The organism is Geomicrobium sp. JCM 19038, assembly GCF_000698125.1.
GTDB lineage: Bacteria > Bacillota > Bacilli > Bacillales > Marinococcaceae > Geomicrobium_A.
Genome location: NZ_BAXA01000015.1, coordinates 32477 through 54067 on the forward strand (window position 1 = coordinate 32477; position 21591 = coordinate 54067).

At 42.5% G+C, this 21591-nt stretch carries 16 protein-coding genes and 6 pseudogenes; 19 read left to right on the forward strand and 3 right to left on the reverse strand.

The annotated features are described in order from the left end of the window. The first annotated feature begins 48 nt into the window (after positions 1-48). The 3 genes and pseudogenes from JCM19038_RS16520 to JCM19038_RS16530 all read left to right on the forward strand — a co-directional run bounded on the left by JCM19038_RS16520 (position 49) and on the right by JCM19038_RS16530 (position 2546). On the forward strand, positions 49-729 hold the full coding sequence (locus tag JCM19038_RS16520) for a metal-dependent hydrolase (RefSeq protein ID WP_042420210.1): 681 nt from the start codon (positions 49-51) through the stop codon (positions 727-729). A 139-nt stretch (positions 730-868) separates the two neighbouring features. Next, the gene (locus JCM19038_RS16525) at positions 869-1129 is read left to right on the forward strand and encodes a hypothetical protein (RefSeq protein WP_042420213.1); all 261 of its coding nucleotides are present in this window, start codon (positions 869-871) and stop codon (positions 1127-1129) included. 107 nt (positions 1130-1236) lie between these two features. Beyond that, positions 1237-2546: pseudogene (locus tag JCM19038_RS16530) on the forward strand (DRTGG domain-containing protein). A gap of 29 nt (positions 2547-2575) precedes the next feature. On the opposite strand, the gene JCM19038_RS16535 reads toward JCM19038_RS16530, so the two are convergent. Continuing rightward, on the reverse strand, positions 2576-2890 hold the full coding sequence (locus JCM19038_RS16535) for a YtpI family protein (RefSeq protein ID WP_042359661.1): 315 nt from the start codon (positions 2888-2890) through the stop codon (positions 2576-2578). A 75-nt stretch (positions 2891-2965) separates the two neighbouring features. On the opposite strand from JCM19038_RS16535, the gene JCM19038_RS25600 reads away from it, so the two are divergent. Further along, positions 2966-3340 carry a bifunctional oligoribonuclease/PAP phosphatase NrnA gene (locus tag JCM19038_RS25600; protein ID WP_373903241.1) on the forward strand — a complete coding sequence of 125 codons (375 nt, stop codon included), beginning with the start codon at positions 2966-2968 and terminating at the stop codon, positions 3338-3340. Next, a complete protein-coding gene (locus JCM19038_RS25605) occupies positions 3304-3921 on the forward strand; it encodes a bifunctional oligoribonuclease/PAP phosphatase NrnA (RefSeq protein ID WP_373903243.1) in 618 nt (205 codons plus the stop codon). Before JCM19038_RS25600 ends, JCM19038_RS25605 begins: the two co-directional genes overlap by 37 nt. Here JCM19038_RS25605 and ytrI read toward each other — a convergent pair. Together ytrI and JCM19038_RS16550 are read right to left on the reverse strand one after the other, a co-directional pair. Further along, complete coding sequence (gene ytrI, locus JCM19038_RS16545) at positions 3902-4417, reverse strand: sporulation membrane protein YtrI (protein WP_042420216.1); 516 nt, start codon at positions 4415-4417, stop codon at positions 3902-3904. The genes JCM19038_RS25605 and ytrI overlap by 20 nt on opposite strands. Further along, entirely contained in the window at positions 4414-4752 is a 339-nt protein-coding gene (locus tag JCM19038_RS16550) for a YtrH family sporulation protein (protein ID WP_042420219.1), read from the reverse strand. The genes ytrI and JCM19038_RS16550 overlap by 4 nt, the downstream gene beginning before the upstream one ends. Before the next feature lie 114 nt (positions 4753-4866). On the opposite strand from JCM19038_RS16550, the gene JCM19038_RS21240 reads away from it, so the two are divergent. The 14 genes and pseudogenes from JCM19038_RS21240 (at position 4867) to pnpS (ending at position 21584) form a co-directional block, all read left to right on the forward strand. Then, the gene (locus JCM19038_RS21240) at positions 4867-6369 is read left to right on the forward strand and encodes a PHP domain-containing protein (RefSeq protein ID WP_052361856.1); all 1503 of its coding nucleotides are present in this window, start codon (positions 4867-4869) and stop codon (positions 6367-6369) included. 17 nt (positions 6370-6386) lie between these two features. Beyond that, entirely contained in the window at positions 6387-8192 is a 1806-nt protein-coding gene (gene dnaE / locus JCM19038_RS21245) for a DNA polymerase III subunit alpha (protein WP_193745159.1), read from the forward strand. 187 nt (positions 8193-8379) lie between these two features. Continuing rightward, on the forward strand, positions 8380-9615 hold the full coding sequence (locus tag JCM19038_RS16560) for an NADP-dependent malic enzyme (protein ID WP_042420222.1): 1236 nt from the start codon (positions 8380-8382) through the stop codon (positions 9613-9615). Positions 9616-9711: 96 nt separating this feature from the next. Further along, positions 9712-10589, forward strand: a pseudogene (gene accD / locus JCM19038_RS16565) (acetyl-CoA carboxylase, carboxyltransferase subunit beta). Then, entirely contained in the window at positions 10586-11530 is a 945-nt protein-coding gene (gene accA, locus JCM19038_RS16570; RefSeq protein ID WP_042420223.1) for an acetyl-CoA carboxylase carboxyl transferase subunit alpha, read from the forward strand. The pseudogene accD and the gene accA overlap by 4 nt, the downstream one beginning before the upstream one ends. A 32-nt stretch (positions 11531-11562) precedes the next feature. Continuing rightward, positions 11563-12521 (forward strand): annotated as a pseudogene (gene pfkA / locus JCM19038_RS16575) (6-phosphofructokinase). Positions 12522-12544: 23 nt separating this feature from the next. Beyond that, a complete protein-coding gene (pyk, locus tag JCM19038_RS16580; protein WP_042359656.1) occupies positions 12545-14299 on the forward strand; it encodes a pyruvate kinase in 1755 nt (584 codons plus the stop codon). Between the two features lie 25 nt (positions 14300-14324). After that, positions 14325-14716, forward strand: a pseudogene (locus JCM19038_RS23935) (FxsA family protein). A gap of 486 nt (positions 14717-15202) precedes the next feature. Continuing rightward, positions 15203-16317: pseudogene (citZ, locus tag JCM19038_RS16590) on the forward strand (citrate synthase). A 29-nt stretch (positions 16318-16346) separates the two neighbouring features. Continuing rightward, positions 16347-17609 carry an NADP-dependent isocitrate dehydrogenase gene (gene icd / locus JCM19038_RS16595; RefSeq protein ID WP_042420227.1) on the forward strand — a complete coding sequence of 421 codons (1263 nt, stop codon included), beginning with the start codon at positions 16347-16349 and terminating at the stop codon, positions 17607-17609. A 25-nt stretch (positions 17610-17634) separates the two neighbouring features. Next, positions 17635-18581: pseudogene (gene mdh, locus JCM19038_RS16600) on the forward strand (malate dehydrogenase). Positions 18582-18729: 148 nt separating this feature from the next. Continuing rightward, positions 18730-18945 (forward strand): twin-arginine translocase TatA/TatE family subunit, encoded by a 216-nt coding sequence (gene tatA / locus JCM19038_RS16605; RefSeq protein WP_042359654.1) that lies wholly within the window; start codon positions 18730-18732, stop codon positions 18943-18945. A 174-nt stretch (positions 18946-19119) separates the two neighbouring features. Further along, on the forward strand, positions 19120-19836 hold the full coding sequence (locus JCM19038_RS16610) for a response regulator transcription factor (protein ID WP_042420230.1): 717 nt from the start codon (positions 19120-19122) through the stop codon (positions 19834-19836). Further along, entirely contained in the window at positions 19833-21584 is a 1752-nt protein-coding gene (pnpS, locus tag JCM19038_RS16615; RefSeq protein WP_042420233.1) for a two-component system histidine kinase PnpS, read from the forward strand. Before JCM19038_RS16610 ends, pnpS begins: the two co-directional genes overlap by 4 nt. The last annotated feature ends 7 nt before the right edge of the window (positions 21585-21591 follow it).

A 21591-nucleotide genomic window follows, 5' to 3' on the forward strand; every position in this document is an offset into this window, starting at 1 on the left:
TCGGTAATAGGTCTAGTGAATCGAAAGTCGATGAAGGGTGGATAAACAATGAAGCTAACATTCCATGGACAATCGTTTATTGAAATTGAAACGAAAGGGTATTCCGTATTAATTGATCCGTTCATTACTGGCAACGATACGTGCAAAATTAAACCTGAAGACGTAAACCCTGATGCGATTCTATTAACGCATGGACATGCGGATCATCTTGGAGACACAGAGGCGATTGCAAAGCGTAGTGGTGCACTCGTCGTAGCGACTCATGAGCTTGCCACATATTTAGGTGGAAAAGGGCTTGAGACACACCCGTTAAATACTGGTGGAGGTTATGAGTTCCCATTTGGTCACGTGCGATTAACGCAAGCGTTTCATAGTTCTTCCTTCCAAGAAGAAGATGGACAAATTATCTATCTTGGCATGCCGAACGGAATTTTGTTTACAGCTGAAGGGAAAACGATTTATCATGCCGGAGACACATCGTTATTCTCGGATATGAAGCTGATTGCAGAGCGTCATGACCTGGAAGTTGCTTTACTTCCAATCGGAGACAATTTTACGATGGGACCAGACGATGCGAAGGTTGCTGCTGAATGGTTGCAAGCTGAATTAGTCATCCCGATTCACTACAACACATTCCCATTAATTGAACAAGACGGAGATGCTTTCGTAGATTCAATTGCGCCACTTAAAGGAAATGCTTTAAAGCCAGGGGAGTCTACAGAAGTGTAATGCATAAAGAGCCAGGTGAAGTCATCGAGATCACCTGGTATCTTTTTTTGTGGCGTAACTGAAGAGGTAGACAAGTCATATTGGCTCGTCCTTTTGAATAAACTGTTTACAAGCTATGGTTTATTTGGGAGGTTAGAAGATGCGTCGGTTAAGAATTTGGATTTCTTTTTTAGTTGCCGCGTTCCTTTTGTATCTTGGTTTACAGCAATTTACAATCGGTACTGTTGGACTTCATGGATGGTTCTCTGTTGCTTGGTTTTTGTTTTGTTTCCTCGTTATTGGGGGAAATCTTGCAGTGCTTGCTTATGAGCGCACACGGGTTTATGAAGGTGAAGTACACCCATCACGACGGATCTACAAGCGGGAACTTGAACGTAAAGCAGCTCGTCTTCGAGCTTGAAGTCCACGAACGACACCGATATAATTAAAGAGACTTTAGTCGAAAACTTGGCTTTATGCCAAGTTTTTTGTATCGTAATTATCCTTTTTCTAAAAGGAGTGACCCGTATGAGTACGAAGCATGAACAAATATTAGATTACATAGCTCAACTGAGCGTTGGAGAAAAGATCTCTGTACGTCAAATTGCCAAAGCCCTACATGTTAGTGAAGGGACAGCATATAGAGCCATTAAGGAAGCGGAGAACCAAGGTCTCGTTACGACGATTGAACGAGTAGGACGATCCGCGTTGAACAGAAACTTAAAGAAAACATTGATCATTTGACATTTGCTGAAGTCGTTAACATCGTAGATGGACAAGTTCTAGGTGGAAGAAGTGGCTTACATAAAACGCTTCAACGGTTTGTTATTGGCGCAATGAAGATGGAAGCGATGATGCGATACGTAGAACCGGGAAACTTATTAATCGTCGGAAATCGCTATCAAGTACACCGGTTGGCACTTGAAGCCGGAGCAGCTGTGTTAATTACGGGTGGCTTCGGTACGAATGAAGAAATCATTCAGTATGCCAATGAACAATCGCTACCGATCATAACGACGAGTTATGATACATTTACGGTCGCCAGTATGATTAACCGGGCGATTTATGATCAATTGATAAAGAAAGAAATTGTCATCGTAGAAGACATTCTCATTCCCCTCAATGAAACGTACTTTTTAACGACAGATAATATGGTTGAACGTTGGCATCAATTAAATGCAAAAACGAGCCATAGTCGATATCCAGTCGTTAATCATGAAATGCAAGTTCAAGGTATGGTTGCGGCGAAAGACATTCTTTCAATGAAAGAAAGTACGCCAGTGGAAAAGGTGATGACGAAAGAGCCGATAACCGTTCATGCGACGATGTCGCTTGCATCCGCTGCTCACGTTATGGTTTGGGAAGGTATTGAGTTATTACCGGTCGTTGATGATGAGGCTAGACTTGTTGGGGTCATCAGCCGCCAAGATGTGTTAAAAGCTTTGCAAATGGCTCAACGACAACCACATGTTGGGGACACACTTGATGATGTTGTAACGAGACAAGTGGAAGAAGCGCCAACAGGTACAGTTTATGATTACGTATGTCATTTAACGCCGCAAATGACAAATCCGATTGGTATGATTTCGTACGGAGTTTTATCCACGTTGATCACTGAAGTAGGCAGTCGCTTGTTAAGACGTCATAAACGTGGAGATGTGGTTGTCGAGAACTTATCACTCTATTTCCTAAAGCCAGTTCAAATTGAAAGCAAGATTGAGATGAAGGGTAAGATCCTTGAAGTCAGTCGTAAGAGTGGTAAAGTCGATGTTGAATTGTACTCAAGTGATGAACTTGTTGGCAAAGGCCTCATGACTGCTCAACTGCTCGAACGTTAAAAAAACAGCTGCCAACGGCAGCTGTTTCATTAACTCTCTTGAGAGCGTAACTCTTCTTTTGCAAATGGTGTGATGATTCGATTTGCTTTAATTCCATAGTAGACGAACACAGCTCCGAGAATTGCAAAAACGAGTCCAACAACAATATCGACCCAACTTCGGTACGAGAACATGAACAATAGACCTGGTGATAGTATAAAGATCCCAAGAGCAGTCATTGCTTTCGTTTGATACCATTCTTTTAAACGTTCGCCTTTTACGCGGAAACGTTTATATTTATAATAAACATACAATGCAAGAGCTAGGGTTAGAATCAACGTAACGACAATTGAAATAAATCCCATCGAATATCCCCCTTTTTTTCATTCGTTATTAGTTTACAGGATAAGGGTTCGATGTACAACAGAGGAGAAGTGACAGTGCAAGAAAAACTATTAGAAACAATTGAGCGCTTTGATAAAATTATCATTTGTCGTCACGTGCGACCAGATCCAGATGCGTTTGGTTCGCAGCTTGGCTTAGCAGAATTAATTCGAGAAAACACGACGAAGACGGTGTACACAGTTGGAGAAGACGAAAGGTCCCTTTCGTTTCTAGCAACAATGGATGAAGTGGATACCGGAACGTTCAAAGACGCCCTCGTTATTATCTGTGATACAGCTAACCGTGGACGGATCGATGAAGAGCGGTACGCATTAGCCAAAGAGACATTTAAAGTCGATCATCATCCAGAAATTGATGATTATGCAGATGCATCATGGTCGATACGAGCTATAGTTCAACGTCTGAAATGATAACAAGATGGTTTGAGGAAACAGCAAAGCCAAACGGATGGAAGATGAACCAAACGAGTGCAAGGGTTTTGTATGCTGGAATTGTAGGGGATACGGGACGTTTTCGCCATCCGAACACAACTGAACATACATTTCGAGCGGCAGGAGTGCTGATGGAACAAGGCATTGATTTGCCTGAACTGTTTCGCAATCTATACCGTAAGCCGTTGCCACTTTTACGCCTTGAAGGGGAGCTGTTACGTACAGTGAGCTTAAGTGAGTACGGTGTTGCTGCGATTCGTGTGTCAGACGAGCAACTAAAACAATATGAAGTAACCGTTAATGAATCTTCTGCACTTGTAAACGCCGTTAGCGACCTCGAAGGTCTTCTTACGTGGGGGATGTTTGTAGAACAAGAGGATGGCACGTATCGCGTACGACTCCGTTCTAAAGGGCCTATTGTGAACACCATTGCAGAGAAGCATAACGGTGGTGGCCATCCGCTTGCTGCGGGTGCGTCTGCGAATAGTAAAGAAGAAATTGACACGATCATTGCAGAATTAAATGAAGCTGCAAAAAAGTTTAACTCGAAGACTCAATAACAATTTCTGTATGAAGGTCAATTTTTTTATAGAAGATGGCTCGTGTTACTTCGAGACTGAATTGTTGTTCGTTCACAACAAATCGTTTATTTTCAAGTGTTCGAATGACGAGCTCTTGCTGCTCAGCGACACTTTCTAAGTTCTGGTGGAGCAAAGGCTCTAACTCATCGACGGCTTGTTGGCGTAAGTCATAGAGGGCAAGTTCACTGAGCCTGCTCTCTCTTTCATTTGTAAAGTGAATTTCAATGGTCTCTACTTCCACACGTTTTTGATCTTCATCAAGATCTTCTTGCTCTTGCTCTCGTGCGAGCAAAAGATCAATTTGACTTTCAAGTTGATTAATGGTGAGTTCATTTTTTCTTAGTTCGATAATAGTTCGCTCATAGACTTGGCCATATTGAAAGATGAAAAGCCCCCAACCGATGACAACACCGATAAATAAACCTGCTAAAAAACGTTGCCACCCGGGTCGCTTATAATAGGGTGGAATCCTCATGGATACATCTGTTCCTGAGTAATCCACTGAATAATAAGTGCACCTGCATTTGCACCCGAGAGGGCACTTAATATCATGAAAATGGTCTTATAAACGTCAATGTGTGTACCTGCAAACAATCCCCGCTCTAGACTTGTGATTGCATCAAATGTCCCGCCAATGGCTGCAACGAGCGCCCAAATCTTTAAACTGCTCGCAAGTTCTTGAATGGTCGTAAGTGGTGGCTTTCCGATAATAAACGCGCCAATTCCACCGATTAGTGCTCCACCTAGAACGACGCCAAAGGCAACAAAAAAATCAATGACGAGTGTAGCGGCAAAGTCTCTGCTAAACATGGTGCATGCCCCTCTCCTTGAAACGAATCACCTAGTCTCTTATCTTTCATTTATATCGAGTCTTTGTCCAAGTTATGACTAGTCAATCTAAAAACGATCGGAGTGAACAGAGTCATGGCTAATTTTGTACATTTACAAGTGAAAAGTGAGTATTCGTTTTTGACAAGTACTTGTCGGATTGATGCGCTTGTTGCTAGAGCAAAATCGCTAGGCTATGAGACGTTAGCTCTTACGGATCGCAACGTCATGTATGGCGTGAAAAAGTTCATCGATGCGTGTCATAACGAAGGTATTAAACCGATTATCGGGCTTGAACTTGATGTCGTTAGCAATGAGTTGGAAGGCGATGTACTCGTCTACGCAAAGAATGCAAAAGGGTACCAAACACTCCTCTCACTCTCCACTGTTGCGACTTCAAATGACGAGCGAATTAATGTTGAGCAACTCGCTCAAATTCAAACGGATGACGTTATTTTTATCTTTCCAGAGCAAACACACCCAATCGCTAAGTTGATCAATCTAGAACAATATGAGCGTGCGTCAAAAGAGCTTCGCCAATGGCAGCACGTTTTGCCAAACGACAATTACTGGTGTGGGCTTTTACCGAGTACACATACGGATTTTCATGAGCACAATGCCTGGGTAACGTTTCTCACCGAGCAGAACTTAACGCCAATTGCGCTTGCTAACGTTACGATGTTAAATCAAGGTGATGATTGGGTGAAGCAATGCTTACACGCCATTCGAGACGATGTTCCAGTTGCAGAGGTCAACCAATTTGAATGGCGTGCTGAGTCACATTTGTTGTCAGAGGAAGAAGCGATGGCAACGTGGCAAAATGACTTTGAACGAAGAGCGCTACACGAGACCTTGAACGTGGCAAATCTCGTTGACGTTTCTTTAGAGTCGCTAACAACGACATTGCCAAGCGTTAGTGATGAGGAGGAAACCACGCACTTGCAACAACTCGTGAGAAAAGGTGCAGCTGTGCGCTTTCCTGAGCTGACGACTGAAGTAAAGGAACGTCTTGCAAAAGAAATGCAAACGATTAAGAACATGGGATTCTCTAATTACTTTTTGATCGTGTGGGACTATATGCGCTATGCCAGAAAACAAGGGATGTTAACCGGTCCGGGTCGTGGTTCCGCTGCAGGTTCTCTCGTAGCATACTGCCTATTTATTACCGATGTGAATCCACTTGAATATGGGTTACTCTTTGAACGTTTTCTAAATCCAGAACGAAAATCACTGCCTGATATTGATCTTGATTTTCCTGATGATCGTCGAGATGAAATGTTCCATTATTTAGCAAAACGATACGGCAGTGAGCATGTCGCTCAAATTATTACATTCGGAACATTTGGCGTCCGTTCTTCATTACGTGAAACAGCGAAAGTTCAAGGCATTCGTGATGCACTTTTACAACGAGTGCTAAAGTTTATACCGAGCACAGCAGGTGAACTAAACACCGTCATTAAGAAAACATCTGAACTTCAAAGGTTGTACAAAGAAAACGACGAGGTACATGAATGGTTTAATCGAGCACTTGCCATTGAAGGGTTGCCAAGGCATACGTCGCTGCATGCAGCAGGAATCGTTCTTAGTAACGGCCGTTAACGTCGGTCGTACCGATTGTGCGTGAAAGAGGGGCGCTCGCGTATACGCAGTTGCCGATGGAAGATCTTGATGCTTTCGGACTCTTGAAATTTGATTTGCTAGGATTAAGGAACTTAACACTTTTAGACCGCCTACAAAAAGATACCTTCTCAAAAACAGGACAACACCTATCCTTCAATCAGTTGCCAAAAGATGATAAAAAAACGATGAAAATGCTTGCAAGTGGTCAAACCGCAGGAGTGTTTCAGTTTGAGTCGGCGGGCATGCAATCGGTGTTAAGAAAGTTAAAGCCGAGTCAATTCGAAGATATTGTTGCGGTTAATGCCCTGTATCGACCAGGTCCAATGGACAATATCGATACGTTTATACGGGGGAAGCGTGCACCAGAGAATATCACGTATTTGCATGATTCGCTACGTCAGACGCTATCACTAACGTACGGCGTTATGGTTTATCAAGAGCAAGTGATGCAAGTTGCCGTGCAAGTGGCTAACTATTCATTGGCAGATGCAGATCTTCTTCGACGCGTGATTAGTAAGAAAGACAAAGACTTACTCTTGCAAGAGGAAGAGCGTTTTCTAGCAGGCGCAGTCACGAGCGGATACGATCAATCAGTAGCTAAACAGTTGTTCGAATGGATCTTGCAATTTGCAAACTACGGTTTCAATAGAAGTCATGCAGTTGCTTATAGTTTAATTGCGTATCGAATTGCTTACTTTAAAGCACATTTCCCAGGGATTTTCTATGCCGCGTATTTTTCGATGATTAGTGGCGATTTAGAACGGATGAAGCGCGCGGCAGCCGAGATGAAGCGCGGAGAGCTGTCTATACTTGGACCGTCTGTCAATAACAGTGATTACACGTATGCCGCAGATGAACGGGGCGTGCGGTTCCCACTTCAAAGTGTGGCACACGTTGGAGGAAATATAGCAAAAGCGATTGTTTCTGAACGAAAGGAAAATGGTAGGTTTCGTAACTTTATAGACTTTTGTCGTCGAATGAAGCCTGCTCGCATGCAAAGAAATCAACTGATCAGCCTCATCCGCTCAGGGGCACTAGATGAGTGGGAACAACACCGCGCAGTCTTGCTAGCATCGATTGATCGTGCGAGAGAGTACATTGATTTCGAAGATGATGTTGGTGCCCTTTTCAAAAGCCGCGATGAAGATTTCCGTTATGCAGAACGCGAACCGTATACCCAACACGAGAAATTGCTACAAGAGAAAGAAGCGACTGGGTTTTACTTAAGTGGCCACCCGCTTGATGAATATGTACACTTATTCCAAGTGCAAAAGCCAAAAGACATTGGAGAAGTTTCGGAAGAACATCATGATCAATACGTTTGGATTGCTGGAACTTTAGAAACAATGAAGCCTATACGAACGAAAAATGGGCAATCAATGGCTTTTTTGAACCTTAGCGATGATACAGGTCGAATTGAAGTTGTCGTTTTCCCAAATGTTTATCGTGACATGAAAGATGAACTTATTGAAGGAGAACTTCTCGTTGTCTATGGAAGAGTGGAAGGCAATGCAAATCGAATAAAGATACTCGCTCAGCTTACTCAACTAGCGGACCATGCTAAGGCTGAATCAACATCGTCTCTCTACCTCAAAATACCTGAACACTTAAATTCTACGAAGACGTTAAGTGCAATTAAACGACAGCTCCGCAACCATTCTGGATTTGCCGGTGTGAAGGTGTACCATGAATCAAAACGTAAGCTGTATGAGTTAGATGCAAGTTATCATGTTCATATCAAAAAAGAATTGCTAGAACGTCTAACCCTTATTGTAGGTGAAGAAAACGTTGTCAAAAAATGAGATCGTCTTTTTGAACGCAAAAGGGTGAATGCAAGAGAACACTTTGTTATAATAGATTGCACATGTACAGTTAATACAGTTTGTCCTTTTTTATTCATTCATAGTTCGAACAGCGTCCCATAGGTCGCAAACATAAGATTCATCAAATATAAGATGAGATCCACTTGTTAAGGAGTGTGCAGGAATAATGCCAACGACTAGAGAAGAAGCACTACACATCCATAGAATGAAGCAAGGAAAGCTAGAATCGAAATCTAAGATTCCCGTAAGAAACAGTAAAGATTTAAGTCTTGCATATTCTCCAGGTGTTGCAGAACCGTGTAAAGAGATTTTTAACGACAAGCAAAAGGTATTTGAATATACGATGAAAGGCAACATGGTTGCGGTTGTTAGTGACGGTAGTGCAGTTCTTGGCCTCGGTAACATCGGTCCAGAAGCATCATTGCCTGTTATGGAAGGAAAAGCTGTTTTGTTCAAATCATTTGCAGGTGTGGATGCATTTCCGATCTGTCTAGACACTTCTGATCCTGATAAGATCGTTGAAACAGTTAAATTAATGCAACCTACCTTCGGTGGTGTGAACTTAGAGGATATTGCAGCTCCAAATTGCTTTATCATCGAGGAACGTTTAAAGAAAGAAACAAACATTCCAATTTTCCATGATGACCAACACGGTACAGCGATCGTTACACTTGCTGGATTGATCAATGCACTTAAAGTAACGAACAAACAGCTATCTGACGTGCGTGTAGTATTAAACGGCGCTGGAGCGGCTGGTATTGCAATCGTGAAACTGCTTCTAAGCATGGGTGTTAAAGAAATTATCCTTTGTGATAGTAAGGGAGCAATCTTTGAAGGTCGTACAGCCGGTATGAACCCAATTAAAGATGAGATTGCTAAAGTAACGAACAGCCAGAAGAAAGAAGGCGCTCTTAAAGACGTGATTCAAAACACGGACGTGTTTATTGGAGTTTCTGTTGAAGGCGCACTCACAAAAGAGATGATCGAGAGCATGAATGACGATGCAATTATCTTTGCGATGGCGAACCCGAACCCAGAAATTATGCCTGAAGATGCAAAAGCAGCAGGGGCGGCAGTCATTGGTACTGGTCGTTCTGATTTCCCTAACCAAGTGAATAATGTTCTAGCATTCCCTGGTATTTTCAGAGGGGCATTGGATGTGAATGCGACGCATATCAATGAAGAGATGAAACAAGCAGCCGTTTTTGCGATTGCTGAACTTATTTCTGAATCAGAATTAACGAGAGATTACGTCATTCCAGCACCATTCGATACAAGAGTGGCACCAGCTGTCGCTGCGGCTGTAGCAAAAACAGCGATGGAAACTGGTGTTGCCCGTAAGGAAGCTGATCCAGAAGAGGTTGCTTCACGAACAAGAAAAATGGCTATGATCGAGGAATAAGAAGATAAGGAGCGATCGTCTCTTTGGACGATCGTTTTTCCCTATTATTTCCTATTGGAGAAAGCCGCCTTTAGTGTGGTACGAGAGGTGAATAAGGTGTTCAAAGACTTATTTTCAAAGAAAAGAAAGTATGCAACGATCCCTTCTGAACGTACACAACCGACGAAGATGAACGACGGTGTGATGACGAAATGTCCAACGTGTAAAACGATTATGTATTCAAGGGAATTAAAGAAGCATGATTATGTTTGTACGAAGTGTGATCATCATTTCCGGTTGACCGCAAGAGACCGAATTAATAGCGTGATCGATGTCGGCTCATTTGAAGAGCTTGATGTAAGCCTTCTGTCAGGGAATCCACTTGATTTCCCCGACTACGAAGAAAAGTTAGCGAGTGATCAACAAAAGACAGGCTTGAATGAAGCGATCATTACAGGACGTGGGCAGATGGAAGGCTTGCCGGTCGTGATCGGTGTCATGGATCCACGTTTTCGTATGGCGAGCATGGGGACAGTCGTTGGTGAGAAAATTAAGCGCGCAATTGAGACAGCACTAGAGGATCGGGTGCCATTCATTATGTTTAGTGCCTCCGGTGGTGCAAGAATGCAAGAAGGGTTCTTAGTCTCATGCAGATGGCTAAAACATCTGTCGCTTTGCAAAGACTTGACGAAGAACAGTTGCCGTTTATCTCAATCATGACGCACCCTACAACAGGCGGTGTTTCCGCAAGCTTTGCGTCGCTTGGTGATTACAATTTTGCAGAACCACGAGCGTTAATTGGATTTGCAGGTAGAAGAATTATTGAGCAGACGATTCGTGAAGACTTACCTGAAGATTTTCAGACTGCAGAGTTTCTACTTGAACACGGTCAACTCGACAAAGTCATCCATCGCTCTGAGATGAAATCAACACTAACAACGATCTTGAAGATGCATCAAGCTTCGCATCAACGAGGAGGCGAGCTTTCGTCATGACCCATAAGTTACCATTCGAAAAGCCTGTTGTAGAACTCCAAAATAAAATAGATGAATTGAAAAACTTCACACAAGACAAAGATATTAATCTTGAAGAAGAAATCGCTCATCTTGAGGGACGTTTACAACAAGTTGAATCTCAAATCTACGATAATTTAAAGCCTTGGGAGCGTGTGCAAATCGCAAGACACGCAGAGCGACCGACAACGTTGGACTACATTGAGCATTTATTCACCGATTTCATTGAACTTCATGGTGATCGTTATTATGGAGATGATGATGCAATTGTCGGTGGAATTGCGTTTTATAAAGGACAACCGGTCACGGTTATTGGTCATCAACGTGGACGGAATACGAAAGAGAATATTCAACGGAACTTCGGGATGCCGCATCCAGAAGGGTATCGTAAAGCGTTACGCTTGATGCATCAAGCAAATAAGTTTAATCGCCCAATTATTACGCTCATTGATACAAAAGGTGCATTCCCTGGTAAAGCGGCAGAAGAGCGCGGACAAAGTGAAGCAATTGCGCGCAACTTGTTAGAAATGGCAAGCTTTACTGTGCCGTCAATTGGTATTGTCATCGGTGAAGGAGGAAGTGGTGGAGCATTGGCTCTTGGCGTCGTTAATCGCATGTTTATGCTTGAGAACTCCACATACTCTGTAATTTCACCAGAAGGCGCAGCCGCAATTCTCTGGAAAGATGCAACACAGGCTCAGCGTGCAGCGGAGACGATGAAAATTACGGCACCTGATTTGCATGAATTAGGTGTTATTGAAGGCGTGATTCGTGAAGTTCGAGGCGGAGCACATCATAATGTGAAGCAACAAGCTGAGTATATTGACTCGGTTTTAAAGCAACAAATGGACGAATTAACGCAACTATCCAAAGAAGAGATAAGAAACCAACGCTACGAAAAGTTTAGTAAAATTGGTATGTAAGACATGCAGGTTATAGGGTAGGAGTGATCAACATGAAGCGAATCGGAGTACTTACGAGCGGTGGAGATTCCCCTGGGATGAATGCCGCGATCCGAGCAGTTGTACGTAAGGCGATCTATCACGACGTTGAGGTTTACGGGATTTACTACGGCTATTCGGGACTCATTAACAACCATATAGAGAAAATGGAAGTTGGCGACGTTGGCGACATCATTCACCGTGGGGGAACGATGCTCTATACGGCGCGCTGTGAAGAGTTTAAAACAAAAGAAGGTCAACAACAAGCCATTGAAAACCTCAACAAAGCGGGCATTGAAGGGCTCGTTGTCGTAGGTGGGGATGGTTCATTCCGCGGCGCAGAAGCATTGACGTCACTCGGGTACCCAACAATCGGTGTGCCAGGAACGATTGATAACGATGTACCAGGTACCGATTTTACGATTGGTTTTGACACCGCATTAAACACAGTCATTAATGCCATTGACAAAATCCGAGATACAGCTACTTCGCATGAACGAACGTATGTCATTGAAGTCATGGGTAGAGATGCAGGCGATTTAGCGCTTTGGTCTGGTCTTGCTGATGGAGCCGAAACAATCATGATCCCAGAGCAACCTCAAGAGACTGATGACATCGTTGAACGTTTATTAAGAGGTCATCGCAGAGGAAGAAGCATAGTATTATCATTGTTGCAGAAGGTGTCGGTAGCGGTGTTGATGTCTCTCGGGAAATCCAAGATGAAACAGGACTTGAGACGAGAGTGACAGTCCTTGGTCATATTCAAAGAGGGGGTTCTCCTACGGCCTTTGATCGTGTGTTGGCAAGTCGACTTGCATCAAGAGCTGTTGAACTTCTATTGGAAGGTGAATCAGGCAAGATGGTAGGACTCGTAAACAATCAAGTCGTCCATAAGCCGATTCAAACAGCACTTGAAGAGAAACACAAGATAGATCAAAACATGTACAAGCTCTCTCAAGAGCTGTCCATTTAGTCAACACAAGGAGGAATCTTTCGATGAGAAAAACTAAAATAGTCGCGACGATCGGACCTGCATCTGAAGAAAAAGACATGCTAAAACGCCTGATTTCAGCAGGGATGAACGTGGCACGCCTTAACTTCTCGCACGGGTCACATGAAGAACATCGCAGTCGTATTAAAACGATTCGAGAAGCAGCAGCAGAACTTGAAACGACCGTCTCAATTCTATTAGATACGAAAGGTCCAGAAATTCGCACGTATACAATGGAAAATGACGCGATTACACTTGAAAAAGGTCAGCCACTCATCGTAACTGGTGAAGAAGTAGTCGGTACGACGGATCGAATCGGTGTAACGTATCAGAATTTGTCAGAAGACCTCTCAGTCGGTAATACGATTTTGTTAGATGACGGTCTTATTGGGCTTCATGTTGATCGTATTGAAGGCAAAGACGTCGTTACGACCGTAATGAATAATGGTGTGTTAAAGAACAAAAAGGGAGTTAACCTTCCGAAAGTAAAAGTAAATCTACCAGGCATGACAGACAAAGATGCAGCCGATATTCGTTTTGGAATTGAAGAAGAAGTTGATTTTATTGCAGCTTCATTCGTTCGTCGTGCTTCAGATGTTCTCGAAATTCGCGAACTTTTAGAAGCGCATGGCGCAGGCGATACTTATATTATTCCTAAGATCGAAAACGAAGAAGGGGTCGAGAATATCGCAGAAATTCTCGAAGTGTCTGACGGGCTTATGGTTGCACGGGGAGACTTAGGTGTAGAAATTCCACCTGAAGAAGTTCCGCTCGTTCAAAAGAAACTCATTCAACGTTGTAATGATCTTGCTAAACCGGTCATTACAGCAACGCAAATGTTAGATAGCATGCAGCGTAACCCTAGACCTACTCGTGCAGAAGCTAGTGACGTTGCTAATGCGATTTTTGATGGTACAGATGCAATTATGCTTTCAGGTGAAACAGCAGCAGGTGATTATCCGTTTGAAGCTGTTGAGACGATGAGTAACATTGCAAAGCGTGCCGAATCTGCACTAGATTTCGATCGTTTGCTTAACATCCGTACAGAAGAAAGCCAGACGACGATTACGAATTCGATCAGTCAAGCAGTAGCTAGAACAGCGCTAACGTTAAATACACCTGCGATATTGACGGCTACAGAAAGTGGCTATACAGCTAGACTCGTATCAAAATATCGTCCGAAAGCGACCATTGTTGCCGTGACGAGTAACATTCGTGCGCAACGACGTTTGACTCTCGTTTGGGGTGTGCATCCGCTACTTGGAAACACTGTCGAGACGACAGATGAAATGTTCGATGAAACGGTGAGTGCTGCACTCAAGAGTAATCAAGTGAAGCACGGCGATCTTGTTGTTATAACAGCAGGGGTACCGGTCGGTGAGATTGGTACAACGAACATGATGAAAGTCCATGTGATCGGTGAAGTAGCAGCTAAAGGTCAAGGAATTGGTCGCACAACTGCAAGTGGTAAAGCGGTCGTTGTTAAAGATGCTGCAGAAGCAAATGCTAGGATGGAAGAAGGCAACATTCTAATTACGACAGGAACAGACAAAGAGATGATGCCTGCATTTGAAAAAGCAGCGGCTGTCATCACCGAAGAAGGTGGCTTAACATGTCATGCTGCAGTGGTAGGAATTTCGCTTAGCGTTCCAGTCATTGTCGGTGTTCATGATGCGGTTAAGATCTTTAAAGATGGTGAAGAACTAACCGTTGACAGTTCAAGAGGCGACATCTACAAAGGTCACGCTCGAGTATTGTAATTGATGGAAGGGGTTGGGAGTGATTATGGCACGATTCCTGCTTGTCGGTTTGCTACTCGTACCAATCATAGAGATCGCTGGAATTTGGCTTGTTGGTCGCTGGCTCGGATTTTGGCCAACTCTCGGTTTAATGTTACTAACGAGTTTAATCGGCTTATGGATGGCTAGAGAGAAGGAAGACAAGCTTGGCAAGTATTTAACCTGCAGCTGAACAATCATGAAGTTCCGACAAGTTCAGCAATCGACGGGGTTTGTATCTTACTCGCAGGGTTGTTGTTATTAGCTCCAGGGTTTTTGACTGACCTTATAGGATTTATTCTTCTCATCCCATTTACAAGAGCTTACATTAAAGGGTTTTTACGACATTTTTTTCAAAAGATGGTGGCGAGTGGCCGATTCATCGTTATACGAAGATAAAGTTCCCCCTCTTAGATGGTGTTCTAAGAGGGGTGTTTTTTTGGTAATTTTTAAGAGAATTATGTATATGTAAAAGGGAAAGCCTTGATTTCATAAGGGTTTTCCAACGATCTTTCATTGTATACAAAAAAACATTGGAAAAAAGATTTGTGCGTTTTCGTTCACAAAAAGACGAATCACGTTTATAATAGAGGATGTTGAAAAAACTGGAGAAATCACGACCACCATAGTAACATACGGTAAGAACTGTCTAATTTTGTCAAATTGGACGAGGGAACAATTGAATACAATATAGTAGGATGATCGTGTTCACTTCACGTTGATCTTGTAGAAATTATGGTGCGCGCGACGGTTTTATCTGGTAACAGCAGTCATACGTTTTTCATTTCTGCATGATGGAAAACGCATAATGTGGACAAGGTTAAGACAAGTTATCCTTGTTATTTATGAAGAATCGGATTCTTGTTACAAAGGGGAGAGATTGTAATGAGTCAAACAAGAGGTTTAGAAGGAGTCGTTGCGACGACTTCAAGTGTTAGCTCAATTATTGATGATGTGTTAACGTACCAAGGTTACCATATTGATGATTTAGCAGAACAATCTTCGTTTGAAGAGGTCGTGTACCTATTATGGAATGGCAAATTACCGACGAAGCAAGAGCTAGACGCTTTTTCTAAAGAGTTATTTGCAAACATGCAAGTTCCAGACGAGATTTTCAATTACATGAAAGCGTATCCGATTGCTGATGTACATCCAATGGCGGCGCTACGCACAGCAATTTCGCAGCTCGGTCTATACGACAAAGATGCAGACAAGAATGACGTGGAAACAGCAAAGAAATCAGCAATTAAACTGCAAGCAAAAGTTGCAACAGTGGTTACTGGTTTTGCGCGTATTCGTAATGGCAAAGAGCTATACAACCTAAAGAAGGCTTGAGCTTTGCTGCGAACTTCTTGTACATGTTAAACGGTGAAGAGCCTAATGAGGTTGCAGAAGATGCATTTAATAAAGCACTCGTATTGCATGCAGATCATGAGCTAAATGCTTCGACGTTTACTGCACGTGTTTGTGTCGCTACGTTATCAGATATTTATTCTGGTATTACAGCGGCGATTGGTGCTTTAAAGGGACCGTTGCACGGTGGAGCGAACGAACGTGTTATGCAAATGCTAAGTGAGATTGAGCAACCTGAAAACGTAGACAGCTACGTTCAAGGCATGTTCGACAAAAAAGAAAAAATCATGGGATTCGGACACCGTGTATATAAAAACGGTGATCCACGTGCGAAACACCTTCGTGAAATGTCCAAGAAACTCGGTGGTATTACGGGTGAAGACAAGTGGTATGAGATGAGTCTTCAAATTGAGAAGATCGTAACAGAAGAGAAAGGACTTCTTCCGAATGTCGATTTCTACTCTGCATCAATGTATCATAGTTTAGGCATTGATCATGACTTATTCACGCCAATCTTCGCGGTTAGTCGTGTTTCTGGTTGGAATGCACACATCCTAGAGCAATATAGCGATAATCGTTTAATCCGTCCACGTGCAGAGTACGTAGGTCCAGGAAAGCAACAATACGTTTCGATTGAGAATCGCTAATCCATCATTTTTTACAGGAGGTTTTTACTATGGCTGAAAAAATTACAGTAAACAACGGTGTACTAAACGTACCTAACAACCCAGTTATTCCATATATCGAAGGTGACGGAATCGGTCCTGACATTTGGGCTGCAGCTTCTCGCGTTCTTGATGCAGCAGTTGAAAAAGCATACAACGGCGAAAAGAAAATCGATTGGAAAGAAATCCTTGTCGGTGGAAAAGCACACGACAAAACAGGTGAATGGTTACCAGAAGATTCCCTTGACGCAATTCGTGAATACTTGATTGCAATTAAAGGACCACTTACGACACCAATCGGTGGCGGAATTCGTTCATTAAACGTTGCACTTCGTCAAAAACTTGACCTTTACACGTGTCTTCGTCCAGTACGTCACTTTACTGGGGTACCATCACCAGTTAAGCGTCCTGAAGAAGTAGATATGGTGATTTTCCGTGAAAACACTGAAGATATCTACGCAGGAATTGAGTTCCAAGAAGGAACTGCTGATGCGAAGAAAGTGATCGACTTTATTCGTAACGAAATGGGTTCTGAAAACATCCGTTTCCCTGAAACATCTGGTATTGGTATTAAGCCAGTATCTAAAGAAGGTACAGAGCGAATCGTTCGTTCAGCAATTGAATATGCACTCGCTGAGGGTCGTAAGAGCCTAACACTCGTTCATAAAGGTAACATCATGAAGTTTACTGAAGGTGCCTTTAAGTCTTGGGGTTATGATCTTGCTGAGCGTGAATTCGGAGACAAAGTCTTCACTTGGAACCAATACGATGCTATCGTTGAAAAAGAAGGTAAAGATGCTGCGAACAAAGCGCAAGACGAAGCTGAAGCAGCTGGTAAGATTATCGTTAAAGATTCGATCGCTGATATCTTCTTACAACAAATCCTTACTCGTCCAAAAGAGTTTGACGTTGTCGCTACAATGAACCTTAACGGTGACTACATCTCTGATGCTCTTGCAGCACAAGTTGGTGGAATCGGTATTGCACCAGGTGCAAACATTAACTATGCGACTGGACATGCAATCTTTGAAGCAACTCACGGAACTGCACCGAAATATGCAGGTCTTGATAAAGTAAACCCATCATCTGTTATTCTTTCTGGTGAGCTTATGTTACGTCACTTAGGATGGTTCGAAGCAGCTGAACTTGTTCTTCAATCAATGGACAAGACAATTGGAAGCAAAGTTGTCACGTATGACTTCGCTCGTCTTATGGACAACGCCAGAGAAGTGAAGTGCTCTGAGTTTGCTGATGAACTTATCAAAAACATGTAATTGATTTTGCTGGGAGGGCTAGGCTATGGCAATCACGCGCAGAAAAGTTTCCGTCATTGGCGGTGGGTTCACAGGTGCTACGACAGCACTGATGGTCGCACAAAAGGAACTTGCTGATGTTGTACTCGTCGACATTCCTGACCAAGAAGGACCCGTGCAAGGGAAAGCTTTAGATATGTTAGAAGCAACTCCTGTACAAGGTGTAGACGTAAATGTTGTTGGTACGTCTGATTATGCTTTAACGAAAGACTCGGATGTCGTTGTTATTACGGCTGGAATTGCAAGAAAGCCAGGAATGAGTCGAGACGATCTTGTTCATACCAATGCGAATATCATGAAGTCAGTGACAGAGCAAGTGGTAAAGTATTCACCGAATACGCACATCATCGTTTTGACGAATCCTGCGGATGCAATGACTTATGCTGTTTATAAATCGTCAGGGTTACCGAAGAATCGTGTTATTGGACAATCAGGTGTACTTGATACGTCACGTTTTCGTACCTTTATCGCACAAGAACTTGAGCTTTCTGTAGAAGATGTACAAGGTTTTGTACTTGGCGGTCATGGTGATGACATGGTGCCACTTATTCGATACTCAAGTGTCGGAGGCGTGCCATTAACGAAGTTGTTATCACAAGATCGCATTGATGCCATCGTGGAACGTACACGAAAAGGCGGTGGGAGATCGTTTCTTTACTTGGAAATGGTAGTGCATACTACGCTCCAGCCGCTTCGCTTACGCAAATGGTAGAAGCCATCATAAAAGACAAAAAACGCTTATTGCCTGCAATTGCCTATCTCGAAGGTGAGTACGGCTATGAAGGTGTTTATGTCGGTGTTCCGACAGTGCTTGGTGGAAGTGGTATTGAGAAAATCATTGAACTTGATCTTACAGATGAAGAGCGTGATCAATTTGCTACTTCTGTCACCTCTGTTCAGAGCGTTATGAATGCACTTCCTGATGAATTTTAAATGAAAAACCAGCCAATTTTGGCTGGTTTTTTCTATAGTTGTACATGAGCTTTGGGTGTGATATGATGAACGCGTAGTTGATGTAGACAAGTCACATTTCTGTGGTTAATACTTAGAAATTCAGACAAGTTCTGAAGGAGGAAACATCATGAGCCCTTTAAATATCGGTGTCCCAAGCTTAATTCTTATTCTCTTGCTCGCTTTACTCATTTTCGGACCGAAGAAGCTTCCAGAGATTGGTGGCGCATTTGGTAAGACGCTAACAGAGTTCAAGAAATCCACAAGCAACATGATGGATGATGATTCGGATAAGAAGGACGTTATTGAGCAACCGTCAACAACTGAGACAAATAAACAAGCATAATATTGATAAGAGGGAAGACTAACACCGGATGTGTTGGTCTTTTTTTGTGTTTTCTTTGCAAAGGTTGTAAAGAATATGTAAAGGTATTAGAGAGAAGCTTGTGAAGGTTATGTTGTTCGATTACGATTAAGATAGAGTGGTCAGTCTGATTATAAGAATTAAAGGGGTTATTCGATGGGCTTAAAAATGCTAGTTGTTGACGATGAAGCGTCAATTGTAACATTACTTACTTACAATTTAGAGCAGTCAGGATATGTTGTAGAAAGTGCTACAGACGGAGAACAAGCGTTAGAACTTGGTTTGAACAATGATTACGACATGATTATTCTAGATTTAATGTTGCCTGTTTACGATGGTTTAGAAGTTTGTCGAAAGCTTCGAGAGCGTGGAATCACGACCCCAATCGTTATGCTAACTGCAAAAGATGAAGAGTTTGATAAAGTGCTCGGTTTAGAGCTTGGCGCAGATGATTACTTAACGAAGCCTTTTAGTCCTAGAGAATTAATAGCTCGAGTTAGAGCGATTTTAAGAAGAGTAGAACAAGCAGGAAAAGTCGACGAAGAAGAAGAAAATGAGAAGGTGAATGTGAGCCTTGGAGACTTAACGATCTATCCTGATTACCACGAAGCATACCTTCAAGAAGAAGCACTTGAACTGACACCGAAAGAATTTGAATTGTTATTATATCTCGTTAACCACAAAGGAAGAGTGCTAACGAGGGATCAGTTACTTAAAGCTATTTGGAACTATGAGTTTGTTGGTGATACGCGGATTGTTGATGTGCACATTAGCCACTTAAGAGAGAAGATTGAGCCAAACACGAAAAAGCCGACGTACATAAAGACCGTACGTGGTCTAGGGTATAAGATGGAGAACCCAGCTCTACGATGAATACATTTAGAACACGGCTTATGTTTGCTCTTAGTCTCATTATTCTTGTCGTACTTAGTGCACTTGGACTTCTCGTTGGCTCACTAGTGAACGACATTAATATGGAGCAAACGATTGAACGAATCCAAAATGAAACGTCTCTTATGGTTTCACAAATCAATGAGTTATCAGATTCAGGTTCAATTGAACAATATGTTGATCAAGTGAGTGGTGAGTTGAATTTACGAGTAACGGTTATTGATGAGACCGGATCTGTACTCGCTGAAAGTAATATTGAACAAGTATCAGAACAAGACGATAACTATTTATCGCGAGAAGAGATCGTTCACGCTGAAGATTTTACACATTCAGCGGTACGAATAAGTGAAACGTTAAATGAAGAAATGCTCTATTACGCACTTCCTATATCTGGAGAAGTAGAAGGATACGTACGAACATCCTTAAACATTGATCATTTGCGTGAAGCGTCTATGCAATTATGGTTGTTTTTAGGATTAAGTTTCACAGCAGCAATGATTATCATTATGATTCTCGTCTACCGAGTGTCACAACAATTGACCCGTCCGATCTATGAATTAACTGAAATGTCTAGGCAACTAGCGAGAGGGAATTACAAAGCTCGCGCTTACGATGACACGAGTGATGAGCTTGGTCAGCTTGCCCGCTCGGTAAACGTACTTGCCTACAACTTAGATAAAATGACTCGACGCTACAAGCGCCAACAAGATCGACTTGAAGCGCTCATCGATCATATGGGTAGTGGTCTCGTTTTTATTAATGGTCATGGACAAATTAACTTAACGAATAAAATGGGGATGGCCATTTATAAAGATCAAAAAGATTATGAAGGGTTATATTATGAGAAAATTGCTGAGCCTACGCTTGTTGCCTTCATTCAAGATGTGTTTATGAGTGAAGAACATCAGCGTTCTCAAATAAGCTTTACTCAACGAAGTCCTCAGCAATATTACGAAGTGTATGGAACGCCAATTACGAATAGCCATGGTGAACTGCAAGGCGTTGTGATCGTATTGCATGATATAACGAACCTGAAGCGGCTTGAACAAGCACGAAAAGACTTTGTGGCTAACGTTTCTCATGAACTAAAAACACCAGTTACATCTTTAAAAGGGTTTGCCGAAACACTGTTGGATGGCTCTCATGAGGAGGAAGCGATCCGGCTTCAGTTTTTGCATATTATTGAGAAAGAAAGTAGTCGATTGCAAGAATTAATTGAAGATCTTTTAGAGCTCTCTCGAATCGAGCACCACAGCTTCGAATTAAACGTGATGCCTCTTGAACTTAGTGAGGTGACGAATGAAGTTGTACATTTACTAGAAGAGAAGGCGAATGATAAGGAAATTACAATCCACTTGTCCTCTGAAGGATCAACGATGATGGATGGCGATATTGCTCGTATTAAGCAAGTGCTCATTAATCTGATTACGAATGCGATCGTATATACACAACAAGGTGGAAAGGTTTGTGTTAAGACGATTGAAAAAGCAGAAGAAGTAGCCATTGTCGTTCAAGATAATGGCATTGGAATTGATGAAGAATCGTTACCGCGAATCTTTGAACGTTTCTATCGTGTTGATCGTGCGAGAAGTCGCAACTCAGGTGGAACAGGACTTGGACTTGCTATCGTTAAACACTTAGTTGAAGCACAACATGGAAGAATTGACGTGAATAGCATAGTTGGTAAAGGAACGAGCTTTACTATCACGCTTCCAAAAAAACCAAATTAAAAAAGGG

Coding starts and splice junctions, on each gene's coding strand:
- JCM19038_RS16550 (WP_042420219.1), bottom strand. CDS start 4,752: ATGTTTAGCAGAGACTTTGCCGCTACACTCGTCATTGATTTTTTTGTT.
- JCM19038_RS16535 (WP_042359661.1), bottom strand. CDS start 2,890: ATGGGATTTATTTCAATTGTCGTTACGTTGATTCTAACCCTAGCTCTT.
- JCM19038_RS16525 (WP_042420213.1), top strand. CDS start 869: ATGCGTCGGTTAAGAATTTGGATTTCTTTTTTAGTTGCCGCGTTCCTT.
- JCM19038_RS16560 (WP_042420222.1), top strand. CDS start 8,380: ATGCCAACGACTAGAGAAGAAGCACTACACATCCATAGAATGAAGCAA.
- JCM19038_RS21240 (WP_052361856.1), top strand. CDS start 4,867: ATGGCTAATTTTGTACATTTACAAGTGAAAAGTGAGTATTCGTTTTTG.
- pnpS (WP_042420233.1), top strand. CDS start 19,833: ATGAATACATTTAGAACACGGCTTATGTTTGCTCTTAGTCTCATTATT.
- accA (WP_042420223.1), top strand. CDS start 10,586: ATGACCCATAAGTTACCATTCGAAAAGCCTGTTGTAGAACTCCAAAAT.
- pyk (WP_042359656.1), top strand. CDS start 12,545: ATGAGAAAAACTAAAATAGTCGCGACGATCGGACCTGCATCTGAAGAA.
- icd (WP_042420227.1), top strand. CDS start 16,347: ATGGCTGAAAAAATTACAGTAAACAACGGTGTACTAAACGTACCTAAC.
- JCM19038_RS16520 (WP_042420210.1), top strand. CDS start 49: ATGAAGCTAACATTCCATGGACAATCGTTTATTGAAATTGAAACGAAA.
- JCM19038_RS16610 (WP_042420230.1), top strand. CDS start 19,120: ATGGGCTTAAAAATGCTAGTTGTTGACGATGAAGCGTCAATTGTAACA.
- JCM19038_RS25605 (WP_373903243.1), top strand. CDS start 3,304: ATGGTCGATACGAGCTATAGTTCAACGTCTGAAATGATAACAAGATGG.
- tatA (WP_042359654.1), top strand. CDS start 18,730: ATGAGCCCTTTAAATATCGGTGTCCCAAGCTTAATTCTTATTCTCTTG.
- ytrI (WP_042420216.1), bottom strand. CDS start 4,417: ATGAGGATTCCACCCTATTATAAGCGACCCGGGTGGCAACGTTTTTTA.